The organism is Nonomuraea sp. SBT364 (assembly GCF_001083785.1).
In the GTDB taxonomy this organism is placed as follows: Bacteria; Actinomycetota; Actinomycetes; order Streptosporangiales; family Streptosporangiaceae; genus Nonomuraea.
In genome coordinates this window covers 16,338-38,781 of sequence record NZ_LAVL01000010.1, presented here as the reverse complement: position 1 = coordinate 38,781, position 22,444 = coordinate 16,338, and the positions used below count along the sequence as shown (strand labels likewise).

Annotated in this window: 25 protein-coding genes; 9 read left to right on the top strand and 16 right to left on the bottom strand. The window is 71.5% G+C overall.

Annotated elements, in window-relative coordinates:
* Positions 1-265: 265 nt before the first annotated feature.
* Positions 266-874 carry a DUF1707 SHOCT-like domain-containing protein gene (locus ADY59_RS07440; protein ID WP_049559351.1) on the bottom strand — a complete coding sequence of 203 codons (609 nt, stop codon included), beginning with the start codon at positions 872-874 and terminating at the stop codon, positions 266-268.
* A 168-nt stretch (positions 875-1,042) separates the two neighbouring features.
* The gene (locus tag ADY59_RS07435) at positions 1,043-1,789 is read right to left on the bottom strand and encodes a MerR family transcriptional regulator (protein ID WP_049559349.1); all 747 of its coding nucleotides are present in this window, start codon (positions 1,787-1,789) and stop codon (positions 1,043-1,045) included.
* A 54-nt stretch (positions 1,790-1,843) separates the two neighbouring features.
* Here ADY59_RS07435 and ADY59_RS07430 point away from each other — a divergent pair, with 54 nt between their 5' ends.
* Positions 1,844-2,467, top strand: a complete 624-nt coding sequence (locus tag ADY59_RS07430) for a hypothetical protein (RefSeq protein ID WP_049559348.1) — start codon at positions 1,844-1,846, stop codon at positions 2,465-2,467.
* A gap of 125 nt (positions 2,468-2,592) precedes the next feature.
* A complete protein-coding gene (locus tag ADY59_RS07425; protein ID WP_049559346.1) occupies positions 2,593-3,237 on the top strand; it encodes a DUF2306 domain-containing protein in 645 nt (214 codons plus the stop codon).
* A 41-nt stretch (positions 3,238-3,278) separates the two neighbouring features.
* Here the strand turns inward: ADY59_RS07425 and ADY59_RS07420 are convergent, their stop codons facing one another.
* A complete protein-coding gene (locus tag ADY59_RS07420) occupies positions 3,279-3,647 on the bottom strand; it encodes a hypothetical protein (RefSeq protein ID WP_156325354.1) in 369 nt (122 codons plus the stop codon).
* A 175-nt stretch (positions 3,648-3,822) separates the two neighbouring features.
* Here ADY59_RS07420 and ADY59_RS07415 point away from each other — a divergent pair, with 175 nt between their 5' ends.
* Complete coding sequence (locus ADY59_RS07415; protein ID WP_049559341.1) at positions 3,823-4,971, top strand: hypothetical protein; 1,149 nt, start codon at positions 3,823-3,825, stop codon at positions 4,969-4,971.
* A 6-nt stretch (positions 4,972-4,977) separates the two neighbouring features.
* Here ADY59_RS07415 and ADY59_RS49685 read toward each other — a convergent pair whose 3' ends face one another.
* Both ADY59_RS49685 and ADY59_RS07405 read right to left on the bottom strand, forming a co-directional pair.
* Complete coding sequence (locus ADY59_RS49685) at positions 4,978-6,141, bottom strand: CU044_5270 family protein (protein WP_049559339.1); 1,164 nt, start codon at positions 6,139-6,141, stop codon at positions 4,978-4,980.
* Positions 6,134-6,700 (bottom strand): RNA polymerase sigma factor, encoded by a 567-nt coding sequence (locus ADY59_RS07405; RefSeq protein WP_049559515.1) that lies wholly within the window; start codon positions 6,698-6,700, stop codon positions 6,134-6,136. Before ADY59_RS07405 ends, ADY59_RS49685 begins: the two co-directional genes overlap by 8 nt.
* 148 nt (positions 6,701-6,848) lie before the next feature.
* Here ADY59_RS07405 and ADY59_RS07400 point away from each other — a divergent pair, with 148 nt between their 5' ends.
* Positions 6,849-7,769 carry a GNAT family N-acetyltransferase gene (locus tag ADY59_RS07400; RefSeq protein WP_049559336.1) on the top strand — a complete coding sequence of 307 codons (921 nt, stop codon included), beginning with the start codon at positions 6,849-6,851 and terminating at the stop codon, positions 7,767-7,769.
* On the opposite strand, the gene ADY59_RS07395 is transcribed toward ADY59_RS07400, so the two are convergent.
* Positions 7,770-8,399 (bottom strand): hypothetical protein, encoded by a 630-nt coding sequence (locus ADY59_RS07395; RefSeq protein WP_049559334.1) that lies wholly within the window; start codon positions 8,397-8,399, stop codon positions 7,770-7,772.
* Positions 8,400-8,431: 32 nt separating this feature from the next.
* Positions 8,432-9,796 carry a serine hydrolase domain-containing protein gene (locus ADY59_RS07390; RefSeq protein ID WP_049559331.1) on the bottom strand — a complete coding sequence of 455 codons (1,365 nt, stop codon included), beginning with the start codon at positions 9,794-9,796 and terminating at the stop codon, positions 8,432-8,434.
* 112 nt (positions 9,797-9,908) lie between these two features.
* Between ADY59_RS07390 and ADY59_RS07385 the strand changes: the two genes are divergently transcribed.
* Positions 9,909-10,433: a helix-turn-helix domain-containing protein gene (locus tag ADY59_RS07385; RefSeq protein ID WP_063780590.1), complete on the top strand. Its 525-nt coding sequence runs from the start codon at positions 9,909-9,911 to the stop codon at positions 10,431-10,433.
* Here the strand turns inward: ADY59_RS07385 and ADY59_RS07380 are convergent, their stop codons facing one another.
* The 9 genes from ADY59_RS07380 to ADY59_RS07340 form a co-directional block, all read right to left on the bottom strand.
* The gene (locus ADY59_RS07380) at positions 10,434-10,817 is read right to left on the bottom strand and encodes a hypothetical protein (RefSeq protein ID WP_049559326.1); all 384 of its coding nucleotides are present in this window, start codon (positions 10,815-10,817) and stop codon (positions 10,434-10,436) included. It abuts the gene before it with no gap.
* 36 nt (positions 10,818-10,853) lie between these two features.
* Positions 10,854-12,383: a family 20 glycosylhydrolase gene (locus ADY59_RS07375; RefSeq protein WP_082309922.1), complete on the bottom strand. Its 1,530-nt coding sequence runs from the start codon at positions 12,381-12,383 to the stop codon at positions 10,854-10,856.
* Positions 12,380-13,528 carry an SGNH/GDSL hydrolase family protein gene (locus ADY59_RS07370; RefSeq protein ID WP_049559322.1) on the bottom strand — a complete coding sequence of 383 codons (1,149 nt, stop codon included), beginning with the start codon at positions 13,526-13,528 and terminating at the stop codon, positions 12,380-12,382. The genes ADY59_RS07375 and ADY59_RS07370 overlap by 4 nt, the downstream gene beginning before the upstream one ends.
* Positions 13,525-14,730 carry a glycoside hydrolase family 1 protein gene (locus ADY59_RS07365; protein WP_049559320.1) on the bottom strand — a complete coding sequence of 402 codons (1,206 nt, stop codon included), beginning with the start codon at positions 14,728-14,730 and terminating at the stop codon, positions 13,525-13,527. The genes ADY59_RS07370 and ADY59_RS07365 overlap by 4 nt, the downstream gene beginning before the upstream one ends.
* A gap of 19 nt (positions 14,731-14,749) precedes the next feature.
* Positions 14,750-15,580 carry a carbohydrate ABC transporter permease gene (locus tag ADY59_RS07360; RefSeq protein WP_049559319.1) on the bottom strand — a complete coding sequence of 277 codons (831 nt, stop codon included), beginning with the start codon at positions 15,578-15,580 and terminating at the stop codon, positions 14,750-14,752.
* Positions 15,577-16,470, bottom strand: coding sequence for a carbohydrate ABC transporter permease (locus tag ADY59_RS07355; RefSeq protein WP_049559315.1), 894 nt, complete (start codon positions 16,468-16,470; stop codon positions 15,577-15,579). Before ADY59_RS07355 ends, ADY59_RS07360 begins: the two co-directional genes overlap by 4 nt.
* 3 nt (positions 16,471-16,473) lie before the next feature.
* Positions 16,474-17,739: an extracellular solute-binding protein gene (locus tag ADY59_RS07350; protein WP_049559314.1), complete on the bottom strand. Its 1,266-nt coding sequence runs from the start codon at positions 17,737-17,739 to the stop codon at positions 16,474-16,476.
* Positions 17,740-17,877: 138 nt separating this feature from the next.
* Positions 17,878-18,951, bottom strand: a complete 1,074-nt coding sequence (locus ADY59_RS07345; RefSeq protein ID WP_049559313.1) for a LacI family DNA-binding transcriptional regulator — start codon at positions 18,949-18,951, stop codon at positions 17,878-17,880.
* A gap of 91 nt (positions 18,952-19,042) precedes the next feature.
* Positions 19,043-19,603: an ArsR/SmtB family transcription factor gene (locus ADY59_RS07340; protein WP_049559312.1), complete on the bottom strand. Its 561-nt coding sequence runs from the start codon at positions 19,601-19,603 to the stop codon at positions 19,043-19,045.
* A 79-nt stretch (positions 19,604-19,682) separates the two neighbouring features.
* On the opposite strand from ADY59_RS07340, the gene ADY59_RS07335 reads away from it, so the two are divergent.
* The 4 genes from ADY59_RS07335 (at position 19,683) to ADY59_RS07320 (ending at position 22,436) form a co-directional block, all read left to right on the top strand.
* Positions 19,683-21,086, top strand: coding sequence for an alpha/beta hydrolase family protein (locus tag ADY59_RS07335; protein ID WP_197093483.1), 1,404 nt, complete (start codon positions 19,683-19,685; stop codon positions 21,084-21,086).
* A 33-nt stretch (positions 21,087-21,119) separates the two neighbouring features.
* Positions 21,120-21,476, top strand: coding sequence for an MmcQ/YjbR family DNA-binding protein (locus tag ADY59_RS07330; RefSeq protein WP_049559310.1), 357 nt, complete (start codon positions 21,120-21,122; stop codon positions 21,474-21,476).
* Positions 21,476-21,961, top strand: a complete 486-nt coding sequence (locus tag ADY59_RS07325; protein WP_049559309.1) for a GNAT family N-acetyltransferase — start codon at positions 21,476-21,478, stop codon at positions 21,959-21,961. The genes ADY59_RS07330 and ADY59_RS07325 overlap by 1 nt, the downstream gene beginning before the upstream one ends.
* Positions 21,962-22,058: 97 nt before the next feature.
* On the top strand, positions 22,059-22,436 hold the full coding sequence (locus ADY59_RS07320; RefSeq protein ID WP_156325353.1) for a hypothetical protein: 378 nt from the start codon (positions 22,059-22,061) through the stop codon (positions 22,434-22,436).
* The last annotated feature ends 8 nt before the right edge of the window (positions 22,437-22,444 follow it).

Sequence of the window (22,444 nt, the reverse complement as noted above, 5' to 3'; positions counted from 1 at the left end):
CTCCATGAGGAGGACGGGTGGCGCGGGCACCGTCATGCTCGATCGCGAGGGGCTCGTGAAGTGCTGCGAGGCCGACCAACAGGTGACGGCGTACGCACGGGAGGCGGTACGCCCGGCCCTCGTGCTGACGTCTGACGGGGACGACATGAGCGAACTGTGTGGGAAAGCAGTGCGGGTGGTACCTGTCTGAGCTGAGACTGCTCAGGGCCGAGCGGGAGGCTCCGGAACTGAGTCGTCCCCGACGCTGCGTGGTGTCCCGGGTCGCTCAGCGCTTGGGCCGCTGCCGTGACTTGCCGGTCACCCCGCCGAACAGTGCCAGGCCCTTCACCACGAGCACCGGCGCCGACGGATCGACGTCCGGGCTGCCGTGTACGTCGAAACCGCCGAAGATCCCGACGCCCCGGCTGCGGACCTCCATCCCCTCGGGCACGATGATCTCGCCTCCGCCGAAGATCGCGATGATCTTGACTTCGACTTCCCTCGCCTCGAACTCGGCATTGGTCATGTCCAACCGAATGCCACCGAACAGGGCGAACGCCTTGGTTCGGCGTCGGACGCGCCAACGGCCCTTGCGGTCGCTGCCGCCGAAGATGGCAATGACGTTCTCGGGCGTGGAGTCCGTGGCCGCCGGGTTGGAGGCCAGGTTCGCGATCGCCGGCCGGCGGTGGTCGGTCTGGAGGTCGTGGGCGAGGAGTTGGAGTTCTCCCACGGTTTTGGCCTGGTAGAGCTTGTCCAGGCGTTCGGAGTACTCCTCGTGGCTCAGTTGGCCGGTGCTCATCGCTTCGCCGAGCACGGCGGCGATCTGCTCCCTGTTGCTGTCCGAGGCGCGTAGAAGTGACAGGTCGGAATCCCTGGGCGAGGGGCGGTCTTCCATAGTGGTCACGATAGTACTCGTCTGCCTCCGTCGGGGCGATCGGCACGGGAGTCGCCTGCCCGGTGTAGATCATGAGCCACGCGCGTACGGAACGTCTGGAGTTGAGCGTGCGCGCTGCCGACGCCGTCGGATGCGGGTGGCGCCGGCCGGCGACGTCGCCGCCACGTGTCAGCGGTCCGTGGATGGCTCAGGCCTTCCTCGGTGACGGTCCGGGTGCGGGCCTACGGAGATTTCCAGGAGCGTGGCGCGGGCGCCGTCGCCGTCCATGAGGTGCTCTTCCGTGTTCGGCCCGATGATGTCCAGCCCGTGACGGTCCAGCCAGCCGAACAGCTCCTGCCCCGCTCGGACCACGCCCGTGCTCTCCGGGACTACGGCGCGGACGACCGAGCGGGCGGGCAAGGTGAGCCGGGTGCCGCCGTCCGTGGTCACCGCTGCGGTGAAGGGTCCCGTCGGGTGGCTCTGGAGCCAGGTCAGCAGGGTCGCGGGCGGGTCCGGGCAGTGGACGGCCAGGTCGGCGGGGCGGTGGAGGGTCAGGTGGCGGACGCGGAGGTGGCGCGGGCCCACTGTGGCCGACTGGGGCAGGATCGACATCGGGGTCGCGAGGTGGTCCTCGGCGTGGGCCGCGGTCGCGGTGAGGGTCGCGATGTCGCGCCGGAGGGACGCCAAGTTCTCGGTCACGGCCTGGCGCACCTGCGCCTCGGGGGCGGCCAGGAGGTCGGCGATGTGGCGCAACGGCAGGCCGAGGCGCTGGAGGGCGCGGATGCGTTCGAGGCGGGACAGTTCCGGCACGCCGTACCAGCGGTAGCCGGTCATGCGATCTGTCGCGGCGGGTTTGAGCAGGCCGAGCTTGTCGTAGTGACGCAGGGCGCGTTCCGAGACGCCGGTCATGCGTGCGAGTTGTCCGATCCGCCACATCTCGACCTCTCGTGTTGACCTTGTCCCTGTGTCAGGGTTCTACCGTCGCCGTTCATGACCGATTCGAATCCCGGGGCCCGGCTCGCCGGTGTCCTGCTGCTGAGTTCGCTGGTTGCCATGGTCGCCGCTGTGGCCCTGGTGGTGCCATCGGGGCTTACCCTGAATCCGTCCGAGCCCGGGGCAGCGCTGGCGGCGGTGCGGGCGAACGTCGGGTTGCATCTGGCCGAGCTGGCCTTCGACGTGCTGGGCTGGCTCGCGCTGACCGCCGCGGGGCTGGTCGTGGCCGCCGGAGGGCGCGGGCAGTCGCTGGCCGGAGGGCTGCTGGCCGCGGCCGGGCTGGCGGGTCTGCTCCATGATGCGGGGAATCTGGCGCTGACCCAGCTGGAAAGCGCGGACGCGGCCGGGGCGGTGCTTCTCACCGCCAAGTGGATGGTCAACCTGGCCGGGCTGCTGTGGGTCGCGGCCACCGTCGCCGCCGCGGCCGGGGTTCCGATGCCCGTGTGGCTCCGCCGCGCGGGGGTGTTCGCCGTGGTCTCCGGGCTGGTCTCGGTCGCGCTTCCGTGGACGACCGGTGCCGGGGGCCCGTCGGTGGCGTTGGAGCAGCTCGGGTACGTGCTGCACGCGCCGATCATGGTGTGGTACGGGGTACTGGGCTGGAGATGGCTGCGCGGTGGGTGACCGGAGGACGATGTCCGGCACCGCGGCGTCAGCCGAAAGTATGGCCGGTGGGTGCACCTTCGGCCTGTCCGGGACGGGCTTTCCGGTGGACGAAATGTCCCGGTGCCGGCCGTCACCATCAGAGCATGACCGATGAGAAGACAGCGGTACGGCCCGTCCGGGGCGGGGGGCGGGTGGCTGCGGGGTTGATCGGGCTGAGTCTCGTTCCCGTGGTCGCCGGCGGCATGCGGATGACCGAGCTGGCCGGCGGTTCTGTGGTCATGCCGGAGAGCGCGGCCTCCGGGACGCCGGTGCCTCTGGTGACGCACATTCTCTGTGCGATCGCGTACAGCGTTCTGGGGGCCTTTCAGTTCGTTCCCCGGCTGCGGCGGAAGGGCTGGCATCGGAGGGCCGGGCGCCTGCTCGTCGGCTGTGGGATGCTCGCGGCGCTCACCGGGCTGTGGATGACGCTGCTCTCCGACCGTTCCGGGGACGGCGGCCTGCTTTTCGGCCTCAGGGTCGTGTTCGGCGCGGCGATGGCCGTTTCGATCGTGCTCGGGTTCGCCGCGATCCGGCGGCGGGACGTCGTCCGGCACCGGGCCTGGATGATCCGTGGTTATGCCATCGGTGTGGGGGCCGGCACCCAGGCGTTCACTCTTGGGGTCTGGGTCGGCGTCGCGGGGACTCCGGGTGACGTCGCCAGGGCGTTGCTCGTGGGTGCCGGGTGGGTGATCAATCTGCTCGTCGCCGAATGGGCCATCCGGCGGTGGCGCGACCAGCCGGTGCGATGACTCCGGTCGGAGCGCTCAGGCGGTGCTTCTCCGGGCCCGGTTCAGCAGCTGATGGTGCGGCTGCTGTTCGTGGCGCCGCCCGCGCTGTCCGAGTACATGTAGACGCGCCACGCGGCGGTGCCGCTGCACTTGGCGTTGACCGTCGCGCGGGATCCGGACGTGGCCTTCCAGGTGTCCTGGGCCAGGGTCTCCCAGCCCCACCACCGCTCGCGCTGGAGCTTCAGGGTGGTCTGCCCGCAGGTGCCGGTCACTCCGCCCGCGCCCTCGACGCGAGCGGGGCCGGACTTGAGTGGAATGCCGGGGTTCAGGTGGCACGCTGCCGCTGCCTGGGTCGTGCCGGCGCTCGCCGGCTGGGCCGCCAGCAGGCCCATCGTGAGTGCGAGAACGGCGATTCCGGCTGATTTCCGCATGATTCCAGGTACTCCGTTTCCGTTGCTCTGAGCTACCGCGACAGACGCTACGGACGGGCGGTATGCCGGGAGTATGTCCGGGCCTCGCCGGGGTTCCGGTGCCGTGCGGGCCTGCCGTTGCGAGCCGCCAAGGGATCTTCGTAGGGTGGGGCACCCCCCGATGATCGGAGTATCGATGCGTGAGCCGGAACCGACGCCCGCTGACCAGTGGTCCCGGTGGGAGACGGAGCCGGATGTCCCCGGATACTGGCCGGGGCTCGGGGCCGAGCATCACACGGGCGGGTTCGAGATCGATCGCCGGGGCGTGAAGGCCGTCGCGGGCAAGCTGGTCGATGCGGCCATCGACGTCAGCAAGTTCGCCCACCTCCACCACGCCGGCCCGTTCGTCTACGGCGAGATGCACTGGGCCCTGCCGCGCGAGCTCGGCAGGCAGCTCGGATACGCCACCACCACGGTGGCGCATTTCTGGGCCGATCTGCACGCCGAGATCGGCATGGCCGGCCTCCTGATCGAGCGGGCCTGCACCCGCTACGACCTCGCGGACAAGCCGAAGCTCGGCGACATCCCCCTGGGCCGGCTCGACGATCGGCTCGTCGGGATGATCCCCGGCGACGCTCCCAGCAGCGTGCTGCCGGCGCTGAGCACCCTCTACCCCAACGGCGGCATCTCGCTGGAGCTCCCCGGCTCGATCGACTACGGCGTGGGCAACATGACCGCGGCCAGGGTGAAGGAGGACCTCACCGCCTTGCCGTACGGCGACGGCTCCGGCCCCGGGCCCTATGACCAGATGCCGGAGTCCCTGGTGGAGCTGGCCAACAAGCTGATGGGCCGGGCGCAGGACCTGCGCGACGCGCCCTGGTACGGCGAGGCCGCCGACATGGCGCAGACCGCGCTGCGGCAGATCTACGCGAACGCGACCGCCCTGGCCGCCCTGACCGCCGGTCTGAACACCGCGACCCTGAGGTTCGAGCAGGTCGCCCACTGGTGCCGGGAGAACTTCCAGCGGCTGGCCGACCCGGATCGGGGCGGCTGGGACGAGTTCTGGGATCTCGGCGGCACAGCCGACAGCCGGACCGGGAGCTTCCTCGCGAAGGCGAACGAGGAGCTCTTCGACGTCTACCGCCTGATGCCCAAGCGCATCAAGCAGGATCTGCCGGGCCTGATGGTGACCGACGAGAGCCTCGCCGAGTTCCGCCTGCGCGTGCGCAACGTGGAGACGAGGCCCAAGGACTCGGAGTGGCTGGCGGACAACGACCGGGGCTGGCTGGAGACGCACCGGCCGGTCCTGAGGGGCCAGGAGCTGGCCGAGGAGACGTACGGCTGAGCGGCCTCACCTCGGCGCCACGTCGGTCCATTCCCCCTCGTACGTCTCGTACGCGGACACCTCGCCGGGCCGGTGGAAGCGGTCGGGCTGGGTCGCGGCCGTCAGGCGGCGCGGCTTGCCGTCGTCGCCCGGGGGGAGGGTGCGGGAGCCGCGCGGCGGGGTCGCCACGAGGTCCCGCATGGCCAGCAGCGTTCCGCCGGCGGGGTTGATGATCCACTGGCGCCGGTAGGTGCCCAGTTGCCTGGGGGCGGTGGAGAGGCCGAGGGGGATGGTCGTCTCCAGCGGCAGGGAGATCGCCACTCCGGCCCGGCCCAGGGGGTCGGTGGTGTCACCCTCGATCCGGACGCCGGGCAGCGTGGCGAGCATGCGGTAAGCGGCGGCGCGCACCGCGGGCGGCGTGGGGGCCAGGGCCAGCAGGGTGCCGGCCACGTCGCTCAGCGCGCGGACGCGCGGCTCACCCTTCAGGGCGCGTATCGGCTGCTTCGTCACCTTCGGGGCGTACGCCTTCCAGTCGCCTTCGAGGTCCAGCAGGGCGTTCTTCAGCCGCTCGGGCTCGGTGGGGAGGGCGGCCAGTTGCCGGGGTGTCATGCCGTAGAAGCGCTGGTCACGCGTCGGGCGGCAGGCCGGCTCCCGGTCCGGGGCTTCGAAGAACAGGGTCGCCCCGGACGGGACCCGCACCTTCGCGGGCGAGCCCGCGCGTTGCCAGTGCTGCCGGTCGCGGGCGCTCCACGGGCGGGCGGGCAGGTCACGGACGGCGGAGCACGCCTGGCCGCTCCGGCCGGTCCAGTGGTCGTAGCGCAGCCTCGACTCGACCTTGTAGTGGTCGGCCGCGTCCGTACCGATCGCGTAGATCCTGCCGCTGACGCGGCTGGTGTGCCAGTACGTGCCCGCCGGGTCCGTCCGCACGTTGGCGGCGGCCACCAGGAGAGCGTTGCCCGGCGCGGCCTCGGCCGCCGGGGGGACGGGCCGGTCCACGTCCGATGGCAGGGAGACGGCGGCCAGGGTGGCCGCGACCAGGGCGGCCGTCGCCAGCAGGCTCACCGCCGGGACCCTGAGCCGGAGGCGTCGCGGTGGCGCGGGGCGCCGGCCGGCGCGCAGGGCGAGCACGTCCGGGCTCTCCTGGTGGGCCAGCGATGTGCGCATCTGACGCAGCGCGTCGAGTTCATCCATCGTTGTTCTCTCCCGGGAGGGCTTTGCGGAGTTTGGTCCGAGCCCGATGGATCTTGGCCTTGACGGTGCCGAGGGGCAGGTTCAGGATCGCCGCGATCTCGGCGTACGACAGCTCCTCCCAGGCCAGCAGCAGGATGGCGCTGCGGTCCTGGGCGCTCAGCGAGGCGAGGGCCTTGGCCAGCCGAGGGGCGTGCGCAGCGGCGTGCACCCGATCGCTGACCAGCTCGGCGACGCCGTCCTCGGCGGGGTCGACGCCCGTCCGGGCGAACGCCCTGAACATGCGGGTCTCCTGCCGATGGTGCTTGGCGATCACATTTCCGGCAATGCCCCACAGCCAGGCGCCGAACTCGGCCCGCCCGTCGAAGCGCTCGCGCTGCCGGAACGCGGTGGCGAACGTCTCCGCCACGATGTCGTCGGCGAGAGCGGCCCCGAGGCGGCGCTTGACGTAGGCGTGCAGGCGCGGCGCGTGGCGGCGGAACAGCTCGCCGAACGCCTCGGGGTCGCGTGAGGAGGCGGCGACGATCGCCGAGTCGCCGAGCTGCTCCACAGGTCGGCTCACCACTCCGGCCGTAGCCCCATGATCGGTCCCTCCGTGTCCGAGATGCTGACATATCCCTCTATCCCGAAGGCCGTTCCCGGGTTGCGTCCTCAGCGGAGCTGACGACGCGGTGACGTACGAGGAGGTGGGGGACGAATAGGGTGTCCGGATGCCTACCTATCGGACCATCGGGCCCGACGACCTCGACCGTGTGACCGCCTGGACGGTGACCGAGCCCGTCGGGTGGATCGCCGCCGACCGTTACCTCGCGGAGCTGGCCGAGAACATGTACCGGCCGGAGTGGACGTGGATCGCCGAGGACGGCGACCGGATGGTGGGCCGGGCGCTGTGGTGGGGGCCGGGCGACAGCACGCGTCCGGTCGCGCTCGACTGCCTCGACGTCGATCCCGCCGCCGGTGACCGCGCCGCCATCGCCGCCGAGCTGATCGGGGCCGCGCTGGCCGGGTTCCGGCAGCCGGTGCAGTACGCGATCAAGGTGGCCGGCGACCGGCGCGACGATCCCGCCGTGGCCTGGCGGCGGGCGGCGGCGCATGTCGCGGGACTCACCCGGGAGGTGGAGCGGCTGCAGTTCGAGTGGACACCGGCCGACGGGGTGCCCGCGCCGGCCGGCGAGCTGCGGTTCGCCGAGGCGTCCGACGCCGAGTTCCTGGCGGTGTTCGGGCGGATCGCCGAGGGCAGCCTGGACGCCCACACCAGGGCGAGCCTGGCGGCCAAGGGCCTGGAGGCGACCGCGCGCGACGAGATGGAGTTCTACCTCGGCGCGCCGGGCAAGCGGGAGTGGTGGCGGCTCGCCTATACGCCGGAGGGCGAGGTCGCGGGCCTGGCGATCCCGTCGGCGACGCCGTACAACGTGAACGTCGGATATCTCGGCGTGGTCCCGGAGTTCCGGGGGCGAGGCTATGTGGACGAGGTGCTCGCGGAGATCACCCGCTTCCACGCGGGCAACGGCGAACAGCGCGTCACCGCCACCACCGACCTGGGCAACGCGCCGATGGCGGCCGCGTTCGGGCGGGCCGGATACCGCAACGTCGAGATCCGGATCAACCTCTCCAACGACTTCGAGGGCTAGTCAGCAGACCTTGGGCAGCGCGCACACCTTGGCCGCCATCTCGGCGGCGCTCTTCCGCAGCGCCTTGACGGTCCGCTTCTGCGGGTAGCCGAAGCTCTCCTGGTCGCCGGAGTAGAGGATCAGCGCCCGGCCCTTGCGCACGACGATGCCCGACAGCAGGTGCGCCCATTCCTTGTTGAGCTTGTCGTACATCATGAGGTGCATCAGCGCGGCCTCGTCGCCGATCCGCGCCGGGGCCACCACCCAGCGCGTCTTCCCGTCGTCGCTCCAGCTGTACGGCTTTCCGTCCGGCTTTACCCGGCACCGGCGGGCGTCGGCCAGGAGGCCGCGCAGGGCGGTCCTGGCGGCGGTCCCGCTCCGGTGGATCACGAGTTGCTCGCTGGAGTACGAGGGCGCGCTGGTGTTGTGGAGGATGGTGCGCACGGCCGATCGGTTCGCCGGGGAGACGCGTTTGCGGCCGCACGGGTTCAGCGTCAGGGGAGCGGTCGCCTTGTCGCTGATCCGCCACCACACCTCCGACTTCTCGATCTCCGAGAGGGGAGTGCGGGCGGCCTTCTCGGTCAGCAGGAAGTTCTTGGGGATCTGGACGGGCGTGAGAGCCAGGGCGACCGCCAGCAGCGTGATCATCATGTGAGATTGGATGCCGGAAATGCCGCGCTTGTTCAGGCCATCCGGGGCAGCGCGCGGCTGTTGTGCAGGATGCGGAAGCGCCCGTCGGCGTCGGGGTCCAGGAAGGCGACGTCGCGGTGCTGCCCGCGGTCCGGCTCGGTCTCGACGAAGTGCGTGTCGTCGATGGCCACCAGCGTGGTGACCGGGTTGGTGACCACGGCTTCGGCGATGGCGCCGCGCGGGACGACGGTCATCGTCAGTGACGGCCCTCCGTCATGACCGATCTTGATGCTGGCCGGCCCCATGTCGTACTCGCCCACGTACCGGTCCGGCTCGAAGGGGACCGTGACGGCGGGAGGCGTCACCGGCGCGGGCGGTCGCACGCCGGTGAGTTCGGTCAGGAGCGGGAGCAGCAGCTCCTCGTGGAGCGCGGCCGCCGCGCCGCCGTTGGTCAGCAGCGCCACGGCCGTCTCCGCGTCGGGGACGACGCGCAGGAAGGCCGTCTGCCCGATCGTGGCGCCGTGGTGGCCGATCACCGCGCGCCCGTCCCAGGCGTACAGCTCCATGCCGAGCCCGTAGGAGGAGGGGAACCCGGACAGCGGCGGCGGGGACGACTGGTGGGTGCGGATCTCCTCGGCGGAGTCGCGGGAGAGCACCCGGGTGCCGTCGCGCGCGACGCCGAGGCTCAGGTGCGTGCGCGCGAACTCCAGCAGGTCGGCGGCGGTCATGCAGAGCCCGCCGGCCGGGTCGAGCGCCCGCGGGAGCGACCAGATCGGGGCGAGCCGCAGCGTGCCTCCGGCCTCGACGTGCCCGACGGCGGCCCGGTGCAGGAGCGCCTGCTCGGGCAGCGTGACCGTGGCCTCCAGCCCGAGGGGCGCGATGAGCCGCCGGTGCACGGCCTGGCTCCAGCTCTGGCCCGTCAGCACCTCGATCAGGCGGCCGAGGACGACGAAACCGGCGTTGTTGTACGAGAACAGCGTCCCCGGTGCGGTGACCTGGGCCGCGCCGGACAGGTTGGCGACGAGGCGGGCGATGGCGTCGTCACCCCGGCCGTAGTCGTTGAGATCCTCACCGGAGAAGCCGGCGGTGTGCGCCAGCAGGTGGCGGGCGGTGATGGTCGCGGCGGCGTCCTCGTCGGGCAGCGCGAACCCCGGCAGGCGGTCGCGGATCGGCCGGTCCAGGTCGAGCAGGCCCTCGTCCACCAGTTGCATGACCAGCGTGGCCGTCCACGTCTTGGTGATCGACCCGACCTGGAACAGCGAGTCCGTCGTGGCGTGGACGCCGGTGCGCAGGTTGAGCGTGCCCGTGGCGGCTTCGACGACGGCTCCGCCGTGCAGGAGCGCGATCGTGGCTCCGGGGACGTGGTGGCGCCCGGCCAGTGCGGCGAGGCGTTCCTGCAGGTCTGACGCGGTGATCATGACGGGTGTCCTTCCGGGATGGTTGGTTTCATTTTTGAGACTATAGCCAGAAATGAAGTCAATCGCGACGGTCGCGCTACCATTCCGGAGTCGGGCGATCGGGAGGACGTCAGTGAGCGATGTAGGTGTGCTGCACCCCGTGCGGGTCCGGGTGGTGCAGATCCTGGCGCTCGGCCCCCGGACCGGGACCCAGCTGCGCCAGGCGCTGCCCGAGGTGCCCTACAGCAGCCTCTACCGGCACATCCGATGGCTCACCGAGGCGGGCGTCATCCACGTCGCCGGCGAGCGGAGGGTGCGCGGCGCGGTCGAGCACACCTACGAGCTGGACGAGAACGCCGTCCGGGGCGCGCTGCCCGATCCCGGGGAGCTGACGGCGGCCGACCACGACAGGGCGGTGACCGCCTTCGTCACCGGGCTGCTGGCACAGGCGCACGCCTACCTGGGCAACCCGCCCGACGACCCGGTCGCCGACGGGCTCACCTACACGCTGGTGCACCTGTGGGCGGACGACGACGACGTGGCACGCATCCACGCCGGGCTGCGGGAGCTGATCGACCCGCTGATGAGGAAGGAGCCGGCCGAGGGGCGGCGGCAGATCACCCTGGGGGTCGTGACCATCCCGCAGCCGCGCCCCTGATCAGCGGTCGAACCACCTGCGGGCCTGGGGCAGGAACATCACGACGATGACGAAGGCCGGCAGGAGCACGTTCAGCCTGACCAGCGTCAGGAGCTTCAGGCCGGGGTCCACGGCCTCCAGCAGCAGGATGGCGGCCAGCAGGAACGCGTGCAGGCCGACCACCCCCCACCGGAGCCGCCGGCTGCGGGAGCGGAAGCGGCCGGCCATCCAGCCCGCGAGCGCCAGCAGCGCGGTCTGGGCGATCAGCAGGCCCACGACGGGCAGGGGCATCCCGCGGGTGGCCGCCCCGCCGAGGGCGATCGCCAGCCCCAGGAGCCCGAAGGCCACCTGGAGGTAGATGGCCAACATCGCGCCCCATAAGGGGCCGCTGATCCGCTCCGCCATGCGATCACGATAGGACATCGCGGCGGAGCGCCGGGGTCAGTCGGAGATCGCGGGCCGGAACGCCGCTCCCCAGCCGGTCGCCTGCCACACCGCCACGTGCGGGCGCAGGCGCGCCTGATGGTCGTCCCAGCTGGTCCGCTCCCGCGTCCAGGCCCGTTCCGCCGCGACCGGGAGCCGGGGGAGCAGCAGGAACGCCAGATCGTCGAAGCCCGTGATGGTCTCCGACCAGATCGCGGCCTCCACACCGGCGATCCGCACGTCCAGCCCCGCGACCAGGGACTCCGGGGTCCAGTCGAACATCTGCCGGAGGGTCTTGGGCGGATAGTCGCGGAACCCGAGCCTGGCCCGCCGGGCCTCCCCTTCGGCGTCGTCGGCCTCGTCGGCGTAGGGGCGGTCGAGATACAGCACGTCGCTGGACGAGAGCAGCACCGGCAGCCCGGCCTCGGCGGCGGCGGGACCGTCGGAGGGCGCGAGGGCGAACAGTTCGACCATCTGGTCGACGAACGGGTGGGCGGCCTCCGGCAGCTCGGCCTTCTTCGCGTCCGCGTCGATGCTCGTCTCCGCGCCGATCCACAACTGCACAAGGTCGCCCCGGCCGAGCGCGCCGGCGCGGACGGTCTCCTGCCAGGCGACGACCGGCCGTCCGGCGTCGTGAGCCGCGCGCACGGCGCAGCGCACCGCACGGGTGTACGCCTCGAACGGCATTCCGAACGGCTCGTCCCCGCCGATGTGGACGAAACGGCCCTGCGACGCTCGCGCGAACTCGGTGACCGCCTCCTCGATGAAGGACTCGGCCCCCGGCGCGGCCGGGTCCACGTACCCCAGCCGAGCGGCGGCCCTGCCGGCGGCGAGCTCCGGGTAGGCGCGGATCGCCGCGAGAGAGTGACCGGGGAGGTCGATCTCGGGCACGATCGTCACGCCGCGCGCCACGGCGTACGCCGTCAGCGCGTCCAGGTCGCGCCGCGTGATCAGCTCGCCCGGGGAGGTCGCGTCCAGTCCCGGTCTGGACGCCGACTGCAGCCGCCAGCCGTCGGAGTCGGTGAGATGGAGATGCAGCACGTTGAGCTTGTACCGGGTCAGCAGGTCGACGACACGGCGGATCTCGGCCAACCGGAACGGATGCCGGACGACGTCGAGCATCAGGCCGCGCCACGCCAGGCCGGGCCCGTCCGCGATCCGGCCCACGGGCAGGCGGCCCGCCGCGCACTCCACCAGTTGCACCAGCGTCGCGGCGCCCCGCAGGACGGCCTGGGGGCACGGTCCGGTGATCGTGACCTCGCCGGGCGCGATCGTCACGGTGTGCCGCTCGTCCGGCGCGACCTCCTCCGGCGCGATGCCGCTCGCCGGTGGCACGTCGTGGGGAGCCTCCCCGGTCAGCAGGACGACCCGCACCGGTGGCGAATCGCCCGCGCCGGCGGTGAGGCGGGCGAACTCGCCTTCGAGCCACGCGCGGGCATCGCGCAGGGAGTCGTCGGCCCGGATCACGACGCGGCCGGGATCCAGGACCGCCGTCGTCGTGTCGTCGAGCGAGACCGCGTGCGGCCACGGCACCAGTGCGGCCCTCATCGCCGGCCCCCCAGCAGCCCCGCGAGGGCGGGCAGGCCGGCCACCGCGGCCTGGAAGCGCCGCGCGATGAGCCCCAGCCCTTCCTCCGTGGGGTGCAGCCCGTCGCCCAGCAGCCCGGCGTCGTCCTCGCCCAGCAAGGTGCGGCCGTCCACCAGGTGGAGATGGGGGTCGTCGGGGCGGCGGTCGGCATGCGCGCGCTCGATGATCCGGCGCGTGCCGGCCAGGGTGAGGGCGCCGCCGTCCGCTTCCAGGGCTCGCTCGGCGCCCGCGGCCGATCCGCCGCGGTCGACCGTCGGCCCCGGCGTGTGCTCGTGCGCCGGGCAGGCGATGGCGGTGATGAGGACCACCGGCGTGTCCGGATGGCCGTCGCGGATCAGGTCGAGGAAGCCGTGCACGGCGGGCAGCATCGTCCTGGCACGCATCGAGTCAACGTTCACGAGGTTGATGCCCACCTTCAGGGTGATCAGGTCGGCGGGCGTGTCCCTGATCATGCGGGCGACGAACGGATCCAGCTGCGCGTTCCCGCCGAAGGACAGATTCCGCAGGCGCCAGCCGTTCGCCAGGGCGACGCGCGCCGGCCAGGTGCGGTCGGGCGCGGACGCTTCCAGCCCATGGCTGATGGAGCTGCCGTAATGCGTCCAGAGCGGGGAGTCGCCGGCCGGCGGCGGTGCTATCGCGGCGTCGGCGTCCAGGCTGATGATCTCGACCGCGCAGTCGTGCGGCAGCATGATCTCGACCTGCTTCTCCCGGCCGCCGGAGGGCAGGGCCAAGGTCACGACGGACGGATCCCGCCGCTCCCTCCCGGCGACGGCCCGGTCCGCTCCGATGATGACGACGTCGCCCTCCGGGATGGTCACGTGCCCCGACAACGCGCCGTCGACGACGAGGGCGAGCTTGTGCGGTCTGACGGTCCCGGCGCCGGCGGGCCGGACCGACCGGGTGTGCAGGCGCAGGCGCAGCAGGGACGCGGCCGTGGCGAACCGGAGCGAGACCCCGGTGGGCGCCTGCTCCATGAGGTCGAACCAGGTGTCGTCATGCTGGGCACGAGCCCACGGTGGCAGGCGGCGTGGCCGCCATCCGTCGTGCTCGCCCGGTTCGAGAGCGGCCGCGCCCTCGATGAGCTCGGTCAGGGCGATCGCCGTCATGCTGCGCCCCCCTGACCGAGGGCGGCCGCGGGGCTCTGCGTGAGCTGCCCGAGCCACCGCGCACTGGGCTTGACCGTGCGCCGGAACGTCGTCCGGTCGACCGCGACGAGGCCGAAGGTGGGTTCCCACGACCCCCACTCGTAGTTGTCCAGCAGGGACCAGTGCAGGTATCCGCGTACGTCGACGCCGTCGGCCATCGCGCGTGCCAGGCCCGTCAGCGCCTCGCGCGTGTATTCGATCCGTTCGCCGTCGTCGCCGGTCGCGATGCCGTTCTCGGTCACCAGCAGCGGCGTCGACCCGCCGAGCCGCGCGGCGGTGTGACGGACGGCGTCCTCCAGCCCGAGGGGGTAGTACTCCCAGCCGATCATCGTGCGCCTGTCGGCCGGACCGGGGGCGATGACCCCCTGCCTGCCCGCGCGGAGCCGGCTGTAGGCCTGGACGCCGACGAAGTCGTCCCCCTTCGCCACGTCGAGGTACTGATCATCGATCAGGTACGACATCTCGGCGGTGCGGTCCGGGCCGGCGCCGTGGTCCTGCACGTTCTGGTTCGCCACCGTCCATCCGGACCTGAGCCCGGGCACGGACGCGAGCAGCTCCCGCGCCTCGGCGTGCGCGCGTGACAGCGCGGCGGTCATGCCGGGGTCCGGTGTGACGAAGGAGGGGTCGGCGTGGCCCATGCCGTTCGCGCGCCGGGTCACCATCATGGCGACCATGTTGGGCTCGTTGATCGTGCAGACCCAGGGCACGCCGTCGAGGATCGGCAGCACCGCGCGGACATAAGCGGTGAAGTGCGAGATCGCGGCCTCGGACGTCCACCCTCCCTCGGCTCTCAGCCAGGCGGGGCTGGTGAAGTGATGCAGCGTGACGACCGGCGTCAGGCCCCGCTCCGCGCATCCCTCGATCATCCGGCGGTAGTGGTCCAGCATCGCCCGCGACGGGTGCCCGGGGGCCGGCACCACCCGCGCCCACTCGATGCTGAAGCGATAGGCGTTGAGCCCGAGGTCCCGCACGATGTCCAGATCCTCGGGCCAGCGGTGGTAGCTGTCACAGGCGTCACCCGACCGATCGGCGAGATCTCCCGTCCCATGGTTCTCCGCCTGCCAGAAGTCGCTGCCGACGTTGTTCCCCTCCACCTGGTGCGCCGCCGTCGACGCCCCCCAGAGGAAGCCGTCCGGGAAGACGGGCGCGTGCGCGTTCACCATGTTCGCTCCTGCGATGTCGTCATTTGAGCCCCACCGTCGCGATGCCCTGCACGAAGTACCGCTGGAGGAGCACGAACAGCGCGAGGATCGGGGTGATGATCAGTACGGCGCCGGCGAGCAGCGTGCCGTAGTCGGTCGCGTACTGACCGGTGGAATAGAGCGAGAGCGCGACCGGCAGCGTGTACATCGACTCGGACTGGCTGGCCACGAGCGGCCAGAGGAAGTTGTTCCACGAGCCGAGGAAGGTGAGGATGCCGAGCGTCGCCAGCGCCGGCCCGCACAACGGCAGCACGATGCGGGTGAAGATGCGCAGCTCCGACGCGCCGTCGATGCGCGCGGCCTCCAGCAGTGAGTCCGGGATGTCGAGCATGAACTGGCGCATCAGGAAGACGCCGACCGGCTGGGTGAGGAACGGCAGCACCAGAGCGCCGTACGTGTCGAGGATGCCCATCTTCGCGACGATCACGAAGAGCGGGACGAAGGTCACCACGCCGGGCACCATGATGGTCACCAGGACGACGCCGAGCAGGATCCGCTTCCCGGCGAAGTCCATCTTGGCGAGGGCGTAGCCGACCATCGAGCAGAACAGCAGGTTGCCGAGCACCGTGATCACCGCGACGACCAGGCTGTTGGTGAAGAACGTGCCGAAGTTCAGCTCGGTGAGCCAGCGGGTGAAGTTCCCGCTGGTGGGGGACTGCGGCCACCAGGTCGGAGGATCGGCGAAGATCTCGTCCTGTGTCTTGAACGAGCCCAGCACCATCCAGGCGAACGGCGCGAGCCAGGCCACCAGGCCGGCGGTCAGCACCACGTAGGTGAAGGGCCTGGCCGACAGGAGCTTCGGCTGGGTCATGTGGATCTCCTGAGCAGGCGGAACTGCAGGACGCTGACCGCGGCGATCACGACGAACATGATGTAGCTCGCGGCGGACGCCTTGGCGAAGTCGCCGAAGCCGAACGTGTTGAACGTGTAGTACGTCATGGAGAGCGTGGAATCGAGCGGCCCGCCCTGGGTCATCACGAAGGCCTCCTCGAAGAACTGCAGGTAGCCGACCGAGATGAGGACGCCGCCCAGCAGCATCGTGGGGCGCAGCAGCGGGAGCGTGACGCTGCGCAGACGGCGCCAGCGTCCGGCGCCGTCCATCGCCGCCGCCTCCCTGATGTCGGGCGGGATGGCCTGCAGCCCGGCCAGGAAGATCACCATCAGCGTTCCGGTGTTGCGCCAGACGGCCATCAGGATCAGCGAGGGCAGGGCCCAGGTGGTGCTGTTCAGCCAGTCCGGACCCTCGATGCCGACCGTGCCGAGGAGCATGTTCAGCAGGCCGTCGCGCGCGAGGATGTAGCGCCAGATGACCGAGACGGCGACCACGCTGGTGACGACCGGCGCGTAGAAGGCGACCCGGTAGATCGGCCTGAAGCGCCGGATCCCCGAGTTGAGCGCCAGCGCCAGCCCAAGCCCGAGCGCCACGGTCACGGGGATGCCGACGACCACGAACAGCGCCGTCACGACCGCGGCGTTCTGGAACTCCGGGTCCGTGAGCACGTCGGCGTACTGCTGGAGCCCGACGAAGTCCACGCTGAACGGGGTCTGGATGTCGCGGGCGGTCATGTCCGTGAAGGAGAAGCCGATCGAGCTGGCGATCGGCAGGATCATGAACACCGCGAAGATGACGACGAACGGTGCGGCGAACGTCCAGGCGATCAGCGTCTGCCGGCGTCGGCGCTCGGAGTTGGGTTTCGACACGGCTCAGGACACTCCGATGCCGTCAGCCTGCTTCTGGAGCTCCTGGAGCGCCTCCGCCACGGTCTTGCCGCCCTTGATGATCTGCTCGATGGCGGAATCGCCCGCGGCGCCGACCTTGTCGAAGCTGACGACCTGCGGCGGCGCCTTGGCGGTCTTGAGCTGCTCCGCGAACGCCGCGAGCGTCGGGTCGGCGACCAGCGCCGGATCCTGCCACGCGCTCTGGACCGCCGGGAGGTCGCCGCTGACCTTGTACCAGGCCGCCTGCGTCGGGGCCTCGCTGAGCCACTGCACCAGCTTCCAGGCCGAGTCCGGGTTCTTGGCGGCCTTGAAGACCACGAGGTTCGAGCCTCCGACGAACGAGGTCGAGCTCTTCCCGGCCGGAAGGACCGCGGTCGCGTACTTGTCCGCGAACTTGTCCCCGGCGGCCTGGGTGATGGCGCCGCGCACGAACGGACCGGCGACGAGCATGGGCGTCGCGCCCGACAGGAAGTCCTTCACCGCGGCGGCCGGGGCCGTGTCCGCGTTCGGGTCGGCGATGTCCTGCTTGAAGAACGACGCCAGGTACTCGTACGCCGAGGCGAACTCCGGGGTGTCGAGCGTCCACGCCGACTGGTCGGGCTTCATCAGCTCGGCGCCGTTGGACCAGGGCATCCAGAGCGAGGACAGGAACGATCCGGTCGAGCCCGCGGGCAGCCGGATGCCCCAGGCCGCACCGGCCTTCTTCTTCATGTCGCCGGCCATCTGCCGCAGTTCGTCCCACGTGGCCGGGGGCTTGTCCCAGCCGGCCTTCTTGGCCAGGTCGGTCCGGTAGTAGAGCGCGCGGACGTCGACGTACCAGGGGACTTCGAGCAGTTGGCCGCCGATCGTCCCCGTCGACACGGCTCCGGGGTACATGCCCGAGGTGTCGAGGGTCTTGGGGACGGGCGCGAAGGCGTCCTTGAAAACCGGGAGGCCGGGCATCATGGCCAGGTCTGGAACGTTCCCGGACGCGATGGCGGTCTGGAACTTCTGATAGGCCGAGTCCCACGGGACCGCTGTCACCTGGACGGTGACGCCGGGGTTGGCCTCCTCGAACTTCTTCACGAAGTCGGGCAGGAGCTCACCTTCGTTGCCCATGGCCCACATCGTGATCGTGCCGGTCGCCTTGGCCGCGATGGTCGAGGACGGCTGGGCCTGCCCGGCCCCGTCCTCGGCTCGGCCGCACGCGGTGAGCGTCGTCGCCGTGGCGACGATGGTGGCCAGGACGGCCACCGTTGATCTGGATCGCATGCCCAGGGTCCTTCCTCGTTGAGTTGCAGGGCGTCCCCCCGACGGGTGAGAATTTATGCGCTTAACAAGCGGTGCGCCAAGCGCCATTGCGCAATCGAGACCAAACTTTTCGCGCTGCCCGTCAGGATCGGCGTGACGTCAGGGGCAGCCGCAGCTGCTGCCGATCACCAGGCGCGTCGGCAGCACGTACGACTTCGGATGCGTGAGCCCGGCGGCCGTGTCGGTCAGGATGCGCACCGCGAGACGCCCCATCGACGCGAACGGCTGACGCACCGTGGTCAGGGTCGGCTGCGAGAGCCGCCCGGCGAGGATGCCGTCGAACCCCGTGACCGCGATGTCCTCCGGGACCCGGATGCCGTGCCGGGCCAGCAGGTCGAGCACGGTGAGCGCGAGCTGGTCGGTGGCGCACACGAGCGCCTCCGGCAGGTCGCCGGAGGTGATGGCGTCGCGCAGCGTGCGCAGGCTGTCCTCGGTGAGCACCGTGGTGTCGAACGGCTCCTCGGGGACGGGCAGCCCGTGCGCCGCCGAGGCGAGCTGGAACCCGCGGAAGCGCGCGCCGATGTCAGGGGCGGCGAGCTCGCCCAGGAACGCGAAGGAGCGTCGGCCGTGGTGATCGACCAGGTGATCCACGAGCTCTCGCATGGCGGCCTCGTTGGCCACGGTGATGTGATGCAGCGGATCGTGCATCGGCGGGCTGCTGAAGATCACCACCGGGACGCCGCGTCCCACGTGCTCCAGCAGGTCGCGCGCCGCGTCACCCGGGAAGATCGCCAGCCCGTCGACGCTGCCGGCGAGGTCGATGCTGTCCAGCGAGTCGCGGCTTGCCCCTGATCCCAGCATCACCGGACGCCCCGCACGCCGCGCCTCGACCTCGAACCCGCGCTGGATCTCGTCGACGTACAGCGGGAAGCGCCGCGCGTCGTCGAGGCCCTTGAGCTCGCGCTGGACCAGCTCGTCGATGCTCTCGGCGGTGGCCCGGAGGTCGGACGGCAGGAACATGTCGAAGGCGTACAGGCCCAGCGCCTGCGACCTGCCCTTCGCGAGCCCGCGCGCGCTCCCGCTCGGCACGTAGCCCAGGGCGCGGGCCGCCTGCAGGACCAGCTCACGGGTCTCGGGGCGGACCCGGCCCGGCTGGCGGAACGTGTGGGACACCGTCGCTATCGAGACGCCGGCCCGCTCGGCGACGTCGTAGACGGTCGCCCTTTGCGCCACCGGACATCCCCCGTCTTCCTCGACAGCCTCCGGGACCGATGGTAGTGGCTCCCGTCCGGAAGCTGTCCGCCGCGGGGCGCGGAACCGGGTGTCAGTCCTCGTCGGCCGGCAGGGCGAAGAGGCGGACGTAGATGGGCCGGGCGCCGGGCGGCGCGTCCTCCGCCCGGTGGTTGTACTTCAGCAGCAGCGCGATGTACGCGTCGAAGAACTCGGCGAACTCCTCCTTGGTCATCCGCCCCATGCCGCGTGACGCCTTGGCCCAGTCGGGGTCGCGGAGGTAGGCGGCCGGGAAGCGTTCGAACAGCTCGCGGTCTTCCTCCATGCCCATGCGCTGGAACTCCTCGAGCGCCGGCCGGTCCTCGGGCGAGAGCTGGTCGGCCGTCGGCAGGCGCAGGTCGCGGGGGCCGTCGGTCTTGCGCCACCAGCGTTCCCTGCCGGTGGAGCGCTCGGGGATCTCCTCGATGAAGCCGTGCTTCTCCAGCTGGCGCAGGTGGTAGCTGGTGGTGCCGGTCTTGGCGTCGAGCAGCTCGCCGAGCGTGGTCGAGGTGGCCGGGCCGTGCACGCTCAGGTGGCGCAGCATCAGCCGGCGCATGGGATGGGCGAGGGCCTTGAGCCTCGCGGGATCGAGCAGGGAAGGCCCCTCATCCTTCATGCCGATCAGTCTAGTCCTTACGAGGGATTTCTGCAGACAAATGTCTGCCGAGAATCCTCTGCAGAGTACATTCGGCGGTATGAGACGACTTTTCGCCGCTTTGGCCGTCGCGCTGGCGCTGGTCGCCGCGCCAGCCTCGGCCGCCCCCGACCCCGAGCCGGAGCCGGTCGTGCCGGCCGACCTGACCGCCAAGGAGGTGAGCTTCAGCGGCAGCGGCGGCCTCACGCTGCACGGCACGGTCCTGTCGCCGCGCACCCCGGGCGAGCGTCCCGGGATGGTGCTCGTCCACGGAGCCGGTACGGGCACGCCCAGGACCAAGCTCATGGGCGAGGCCGTCGAGTTCGCCCGCCGGGGCATGTCGGTGCTGATCTACGACAAGCGGTCCGAGGGCTACTCGCTCTTCCAGAGGGACTACGAGCAGCTGGCCGACGACGCGCTCGGCGCCGTCGCCGCGCTCCGCGAGCAGGACGGCATCGGCAAGGTCGGCATCTGGGGCCTGAGCGAGGGCGGCTGGGTGGCGCCGATCGCGGCGTCGCGGTCGCCGGAGATCGCGTTCGTGGTGCTCGTCGGCGCGAACAGCCTGCCGCCGCTGCGCCAGCAGACCTGGGCCGTGGCCGCCGGGCTGCGCAAGGCCGGGGTGTCGGGGTCGCTGGTGGACCGGGCCGAGCACAACCTGTACCGGGTGATCGCCGACGGCGGCCTGTTCCCCGAGCCGTACCACGACCCCGAGCCGGTCCTGGCGGCGGTGCGCCAGCCCGTGCTGTCCGTCTGGGGGACGGACGACCTGCTCACGCCGCCCGTGGAGAGCCCGCCGGTGATGGCCGCGGCCCTGGAGAAGGGCGGGAACCGGCACTACACGTTCCGCTTCGTCGCCGACGCCGACCACGCCGCGCACCGGACCCCCGACGGCGGCGTGACCCGGCTGCCCGAGCTCGCCCCCGGCTACGCGGACACCGTCGGCTCCTGGGTGCGGCAGGTCGTCGCCGGCGACCCGCCCACGGCGGACGTGTCGGGCCCCGAGCCCGCGCAGGCGTCGCGGACCCGGCAGGTCGAGCCGCCGGCCTGGTGGGAGTCGGCCCCGGTGCAGGCGGCGGCGCTGGTGCTGTTCGTGGTGGCCTTCCTCGCGTACCCCGTGGTCGCGCTGGTCAGACGGCTGCGCGGGGCGTCGCGGGTCCCCGGGAGCCGGGCCGCTCGCCTCGTCAGCGCGGGCGGGCTGGTCGCGGTGCTGGGCGGGTTCGGGTATCTGTTCAGCGTGGTCATGAGCGGCGGGAAGCTGGCCTCTCCCGGGCCCTTGCTGGCTGGGCGGCCGGTGATCTGGCTGGCGCTGCAGGGGGTCGCGGTGGCGGTCGCGGTGGCCACCGTGCTCGCCGCGCTCGCCTGGCGGCGGACGCGGGGCGGGGAGAGGGCACGGCTGGGCCTGCTGCTGGCCGGTGGCGCGGTGTTCATCCCCTGGGGGCTCTACTGGGGGCTGCTGCTCCCGTAGGAAGTGTCGGCGGCGTTTGGTACACAGGAGCACATGGGTGTGACCGTCGAAGAATTCCTCACGATGCTGGAGAGCCTGCCCGAGGTGCGCACGAGCGACGGCGGCAGCTGGGTCGCGCTCAAGGTGCGTGACAAGGGTTTCGGCTACCTGTGGGAGGAGACCGAGACCGTCGGGCTCAAGTCCACCGTCGAGGAGCAGCTCGCGCTCGTGGCCGAGCGGCCGGAGGTGTTCGAGATCCAGTTCACCGCCGGGCGGTTCGGGTGGGTCGTCGTCCATCTCGACCGGATCGAGATGGACGAGCTGTTCGAGCTGACCGCCGAGGCGTGGTGCCTGACGGCGCCCAAGCACCTCGTCACCGCTTTCGAGGAAGCCCATAAAATCGGCCAGTAATGGGACAGATAGGGCTAAGAGAGTGGCGTGAGGACGACGCTCCGGCGGTGCTGCGCGCCTTCGGGGCGCCCGACATGGCGACGCAGGCGTCCTGGCCGATCGTGACCTTGCGGGACGCGGTGGGCTGGATCGCCGCCTGGGCGGGAGTCGGGCACGCCTTCGCCGTCACGCTCGACGACCGGGTCGTCGGCAACGTGGCGGTGACCGGGATCGACAAGCACGACAACGGCTGGGTGTCCTACTGGACGGTCCCCGAGGTCAGGGGGCGGGGGGTGGCCGCGGCGGCGACCGGCGAGCTGGCCCGGTGGGCGTTCGGCGAGCGCGGGCTGTTCCGGCTGGAGCTGGGGCACCGCACCAGCAACCCGGCCTCGTGCCGGGTGGCCACCAAGGCGGGCTTCCGGCCCGAAGGTGTCGAGCGCGGCAAACTCCGCTACGACGGCGTCCGCTACGACGTCGAACGCCACGCCCGCCTCGCCACCGACTGACGCCCCACCCGGCGGGGCATGCCCGCCCGGCCGACCGGCTGGAGGGCCGGGCACGCCCGCCTGGTCATCGGTGGCCGGGCTGATCTACGCTTTCGTGATGGACAGCGACAGTCTGGCCGCGGCCGGACTGCTGGCGGCCCTGAGCCGGGCCTCGGGGATCCTCGCTGAGTTACATCACCCGTTCGTGCGCAGCGCGCCGTTCGCGGCCTTCCTCCCGCCCGCCGGCGCCCGCACCGGCGTCGCGTTCACCCTGCCCGACGGCCGTGAGGTCACCGTGGCCGTCTCCATCGCCGCCTCCGGCAACGCCCTGCACCTCGACGGTGAGATCACCCTGGAGGGCGAGCCGCTGCTCGAACTCCCCCGCAGGAGCGCCGCGGAGCTGCACGACGCCCTGGCCGTCCTCGACGAGTACGCGGCCGACGTGGCCCAGCCCACAGGCCGGCTGCTGGACCAGCTACTGGACGAAATTGTCTAGTTGTCAGA

Bases quoted from the DNA above. Each gene is read 5' to 3' on its own strand.
- ADY59_RS07380 (WP_049559326.1), bottom strand. From the start codon at position 10,817: ATGGCGGAGCGGATCAGCGGCCCCTTATGGGGCGCGATGTTGGCCATC.
- ADY59_RS07325 (WP_049559309.1), top strand. From the start codon at position 21,476: ATGGGACAGATAGGGCTAAGAGAGTGGCGTGAGGACGACGCTCCGGCG.
- ADY59_RS07375 (WP_082309922.1), bottom strand. From the start codon at position 12,383: ATGAGGGCCGCACTGGTGCCGTGGCCGCACGCGGTCTCGCTCGACGAC.
- ADY59_RS07340 (WP_049559312.1), bottom strand. From the start codon at position 19,603: ATGAAGGATGAGGGGCCTTCCCTGCTCGATCCCGCGAGGCTCAAGGCC.
- ADY59_RS07435 (WP_049559349.1), bottom strand. From the start codon at position 1,789: ATGTGGCGGATCGGACAACTCGCACGCATGACCGGCGTCTCGGAACGC.
- ADY59_RS07335 (WP_197093483.1), top strand. From the start codon at position 19,683: ATGAGACGACTTTTCGCCGCTTTGGCCGTCGCGCTGGCGCTGGTCGCC.
- ADY59_RS07425 (WP_049559346.1), top strand. From the start codon at position 2,593: ATGACCGATGAGAAGACAGCGGTACGGCCCGTCCGGGGCGGGGGGCGG.
- ADY59_RS07400 (WP_049559336.1), top strand. From the start codon at position 6,849: ATGCCTACCTATCGGACCATCGGGCCCGACGACCTCGACCGTGTGACC.
- ADY59_RS07395 (WP_049559334.1), bottom strand. From the start codon at position 8,399: ATGATGATCACGCTGCTGGCGGTCGCCCTGGCTCTCACGCCCGTCCAG.
- ADY59_RS07415 (WP_049559341.1), top strand. From the start codon at position 3,823: ATGCGTGAGCCGGAACCGACGCCCGCTGACCAGTGGTCCCGGTGGGAG.
- ADY59_RS07330 (WP_049559310.1), top strand. From the start codon at position 21,120: ATGGGTGTGACCGTCGAAGAATTCCTCACGATGCTGGAGAGCCTGCCC.
- ADY59_RS07365 (WP_049559320.1), bottom strand. From the start codon at position 14,730: ATGGTGAACGCGCACGCGCCCGTCTTCCCGGACGGCTTCCTCTGGGGG.
- ADY59_RS07440 (WP_049559351.1), bottom strand. From the start codon at position 874: ATGGAAGACCGCCCCTCGCCCAGGGATTCCGACCTGTCACTTCTACGC.
- ADY59_RS07320 (WP_156325353.1), top strand. From the start codon at position 22,059: ATGGACAGCGACAGTCTGGCCGCGGCCGGACTGCTGGCGGCCCTGAGC.
- ADY59_RS07430 (WP_049559348.1), top strand. From the start codon at position 1,844: ATGACCGATTCGAATCCCGGGGCCCGGCTCGCCGGTGTCCTGCTGCTG.
- ADY59_RS07350 (WP_049559314.1), bottom strand. From the start codon at position 17,739: ATGCGATCCAGATCAACGGTGGCCGTCCTGGCCACCATCGTCGCCACG.
- ADY59_RS07360 (WP_049559319.1), bottom strand. From the start codon at position 15,580: ATGACCCAGCCGAAGCTCCTGTCGGCCAGGCCCTTCACCTACGTGGTG.
- ADY59_RS07420 (WP_156325354.1), bottom strand. From the start codon at position 3,647: ATGCGGAAATCAGCCGGAATCGCCGTTCTCGCACTCACGATGGGCCTG.
- ADY59_RS49685 (WP_049559339.1), bottom strand. From the start codon at position 6,141: ATGGATGAACTCGACGCGCTGCGTCAGATGCGCACATCGCTGGCCCAC.
- ADY59_RS07370 (WP_049559322.1), bottom strand. From the start codon at position 13,528: ATGACGGCGATCGCCCTGACCGAGCTCATCGAGGGCGCGGCCGCTCTC.
- ADY59_RS07390 (WP_049559331.1), bottom strand. From the start codon at position 9,796: ATGATCACCGCGTCAGACCTGCAGGAACGCCTCGCCGCACTGGCCGGG.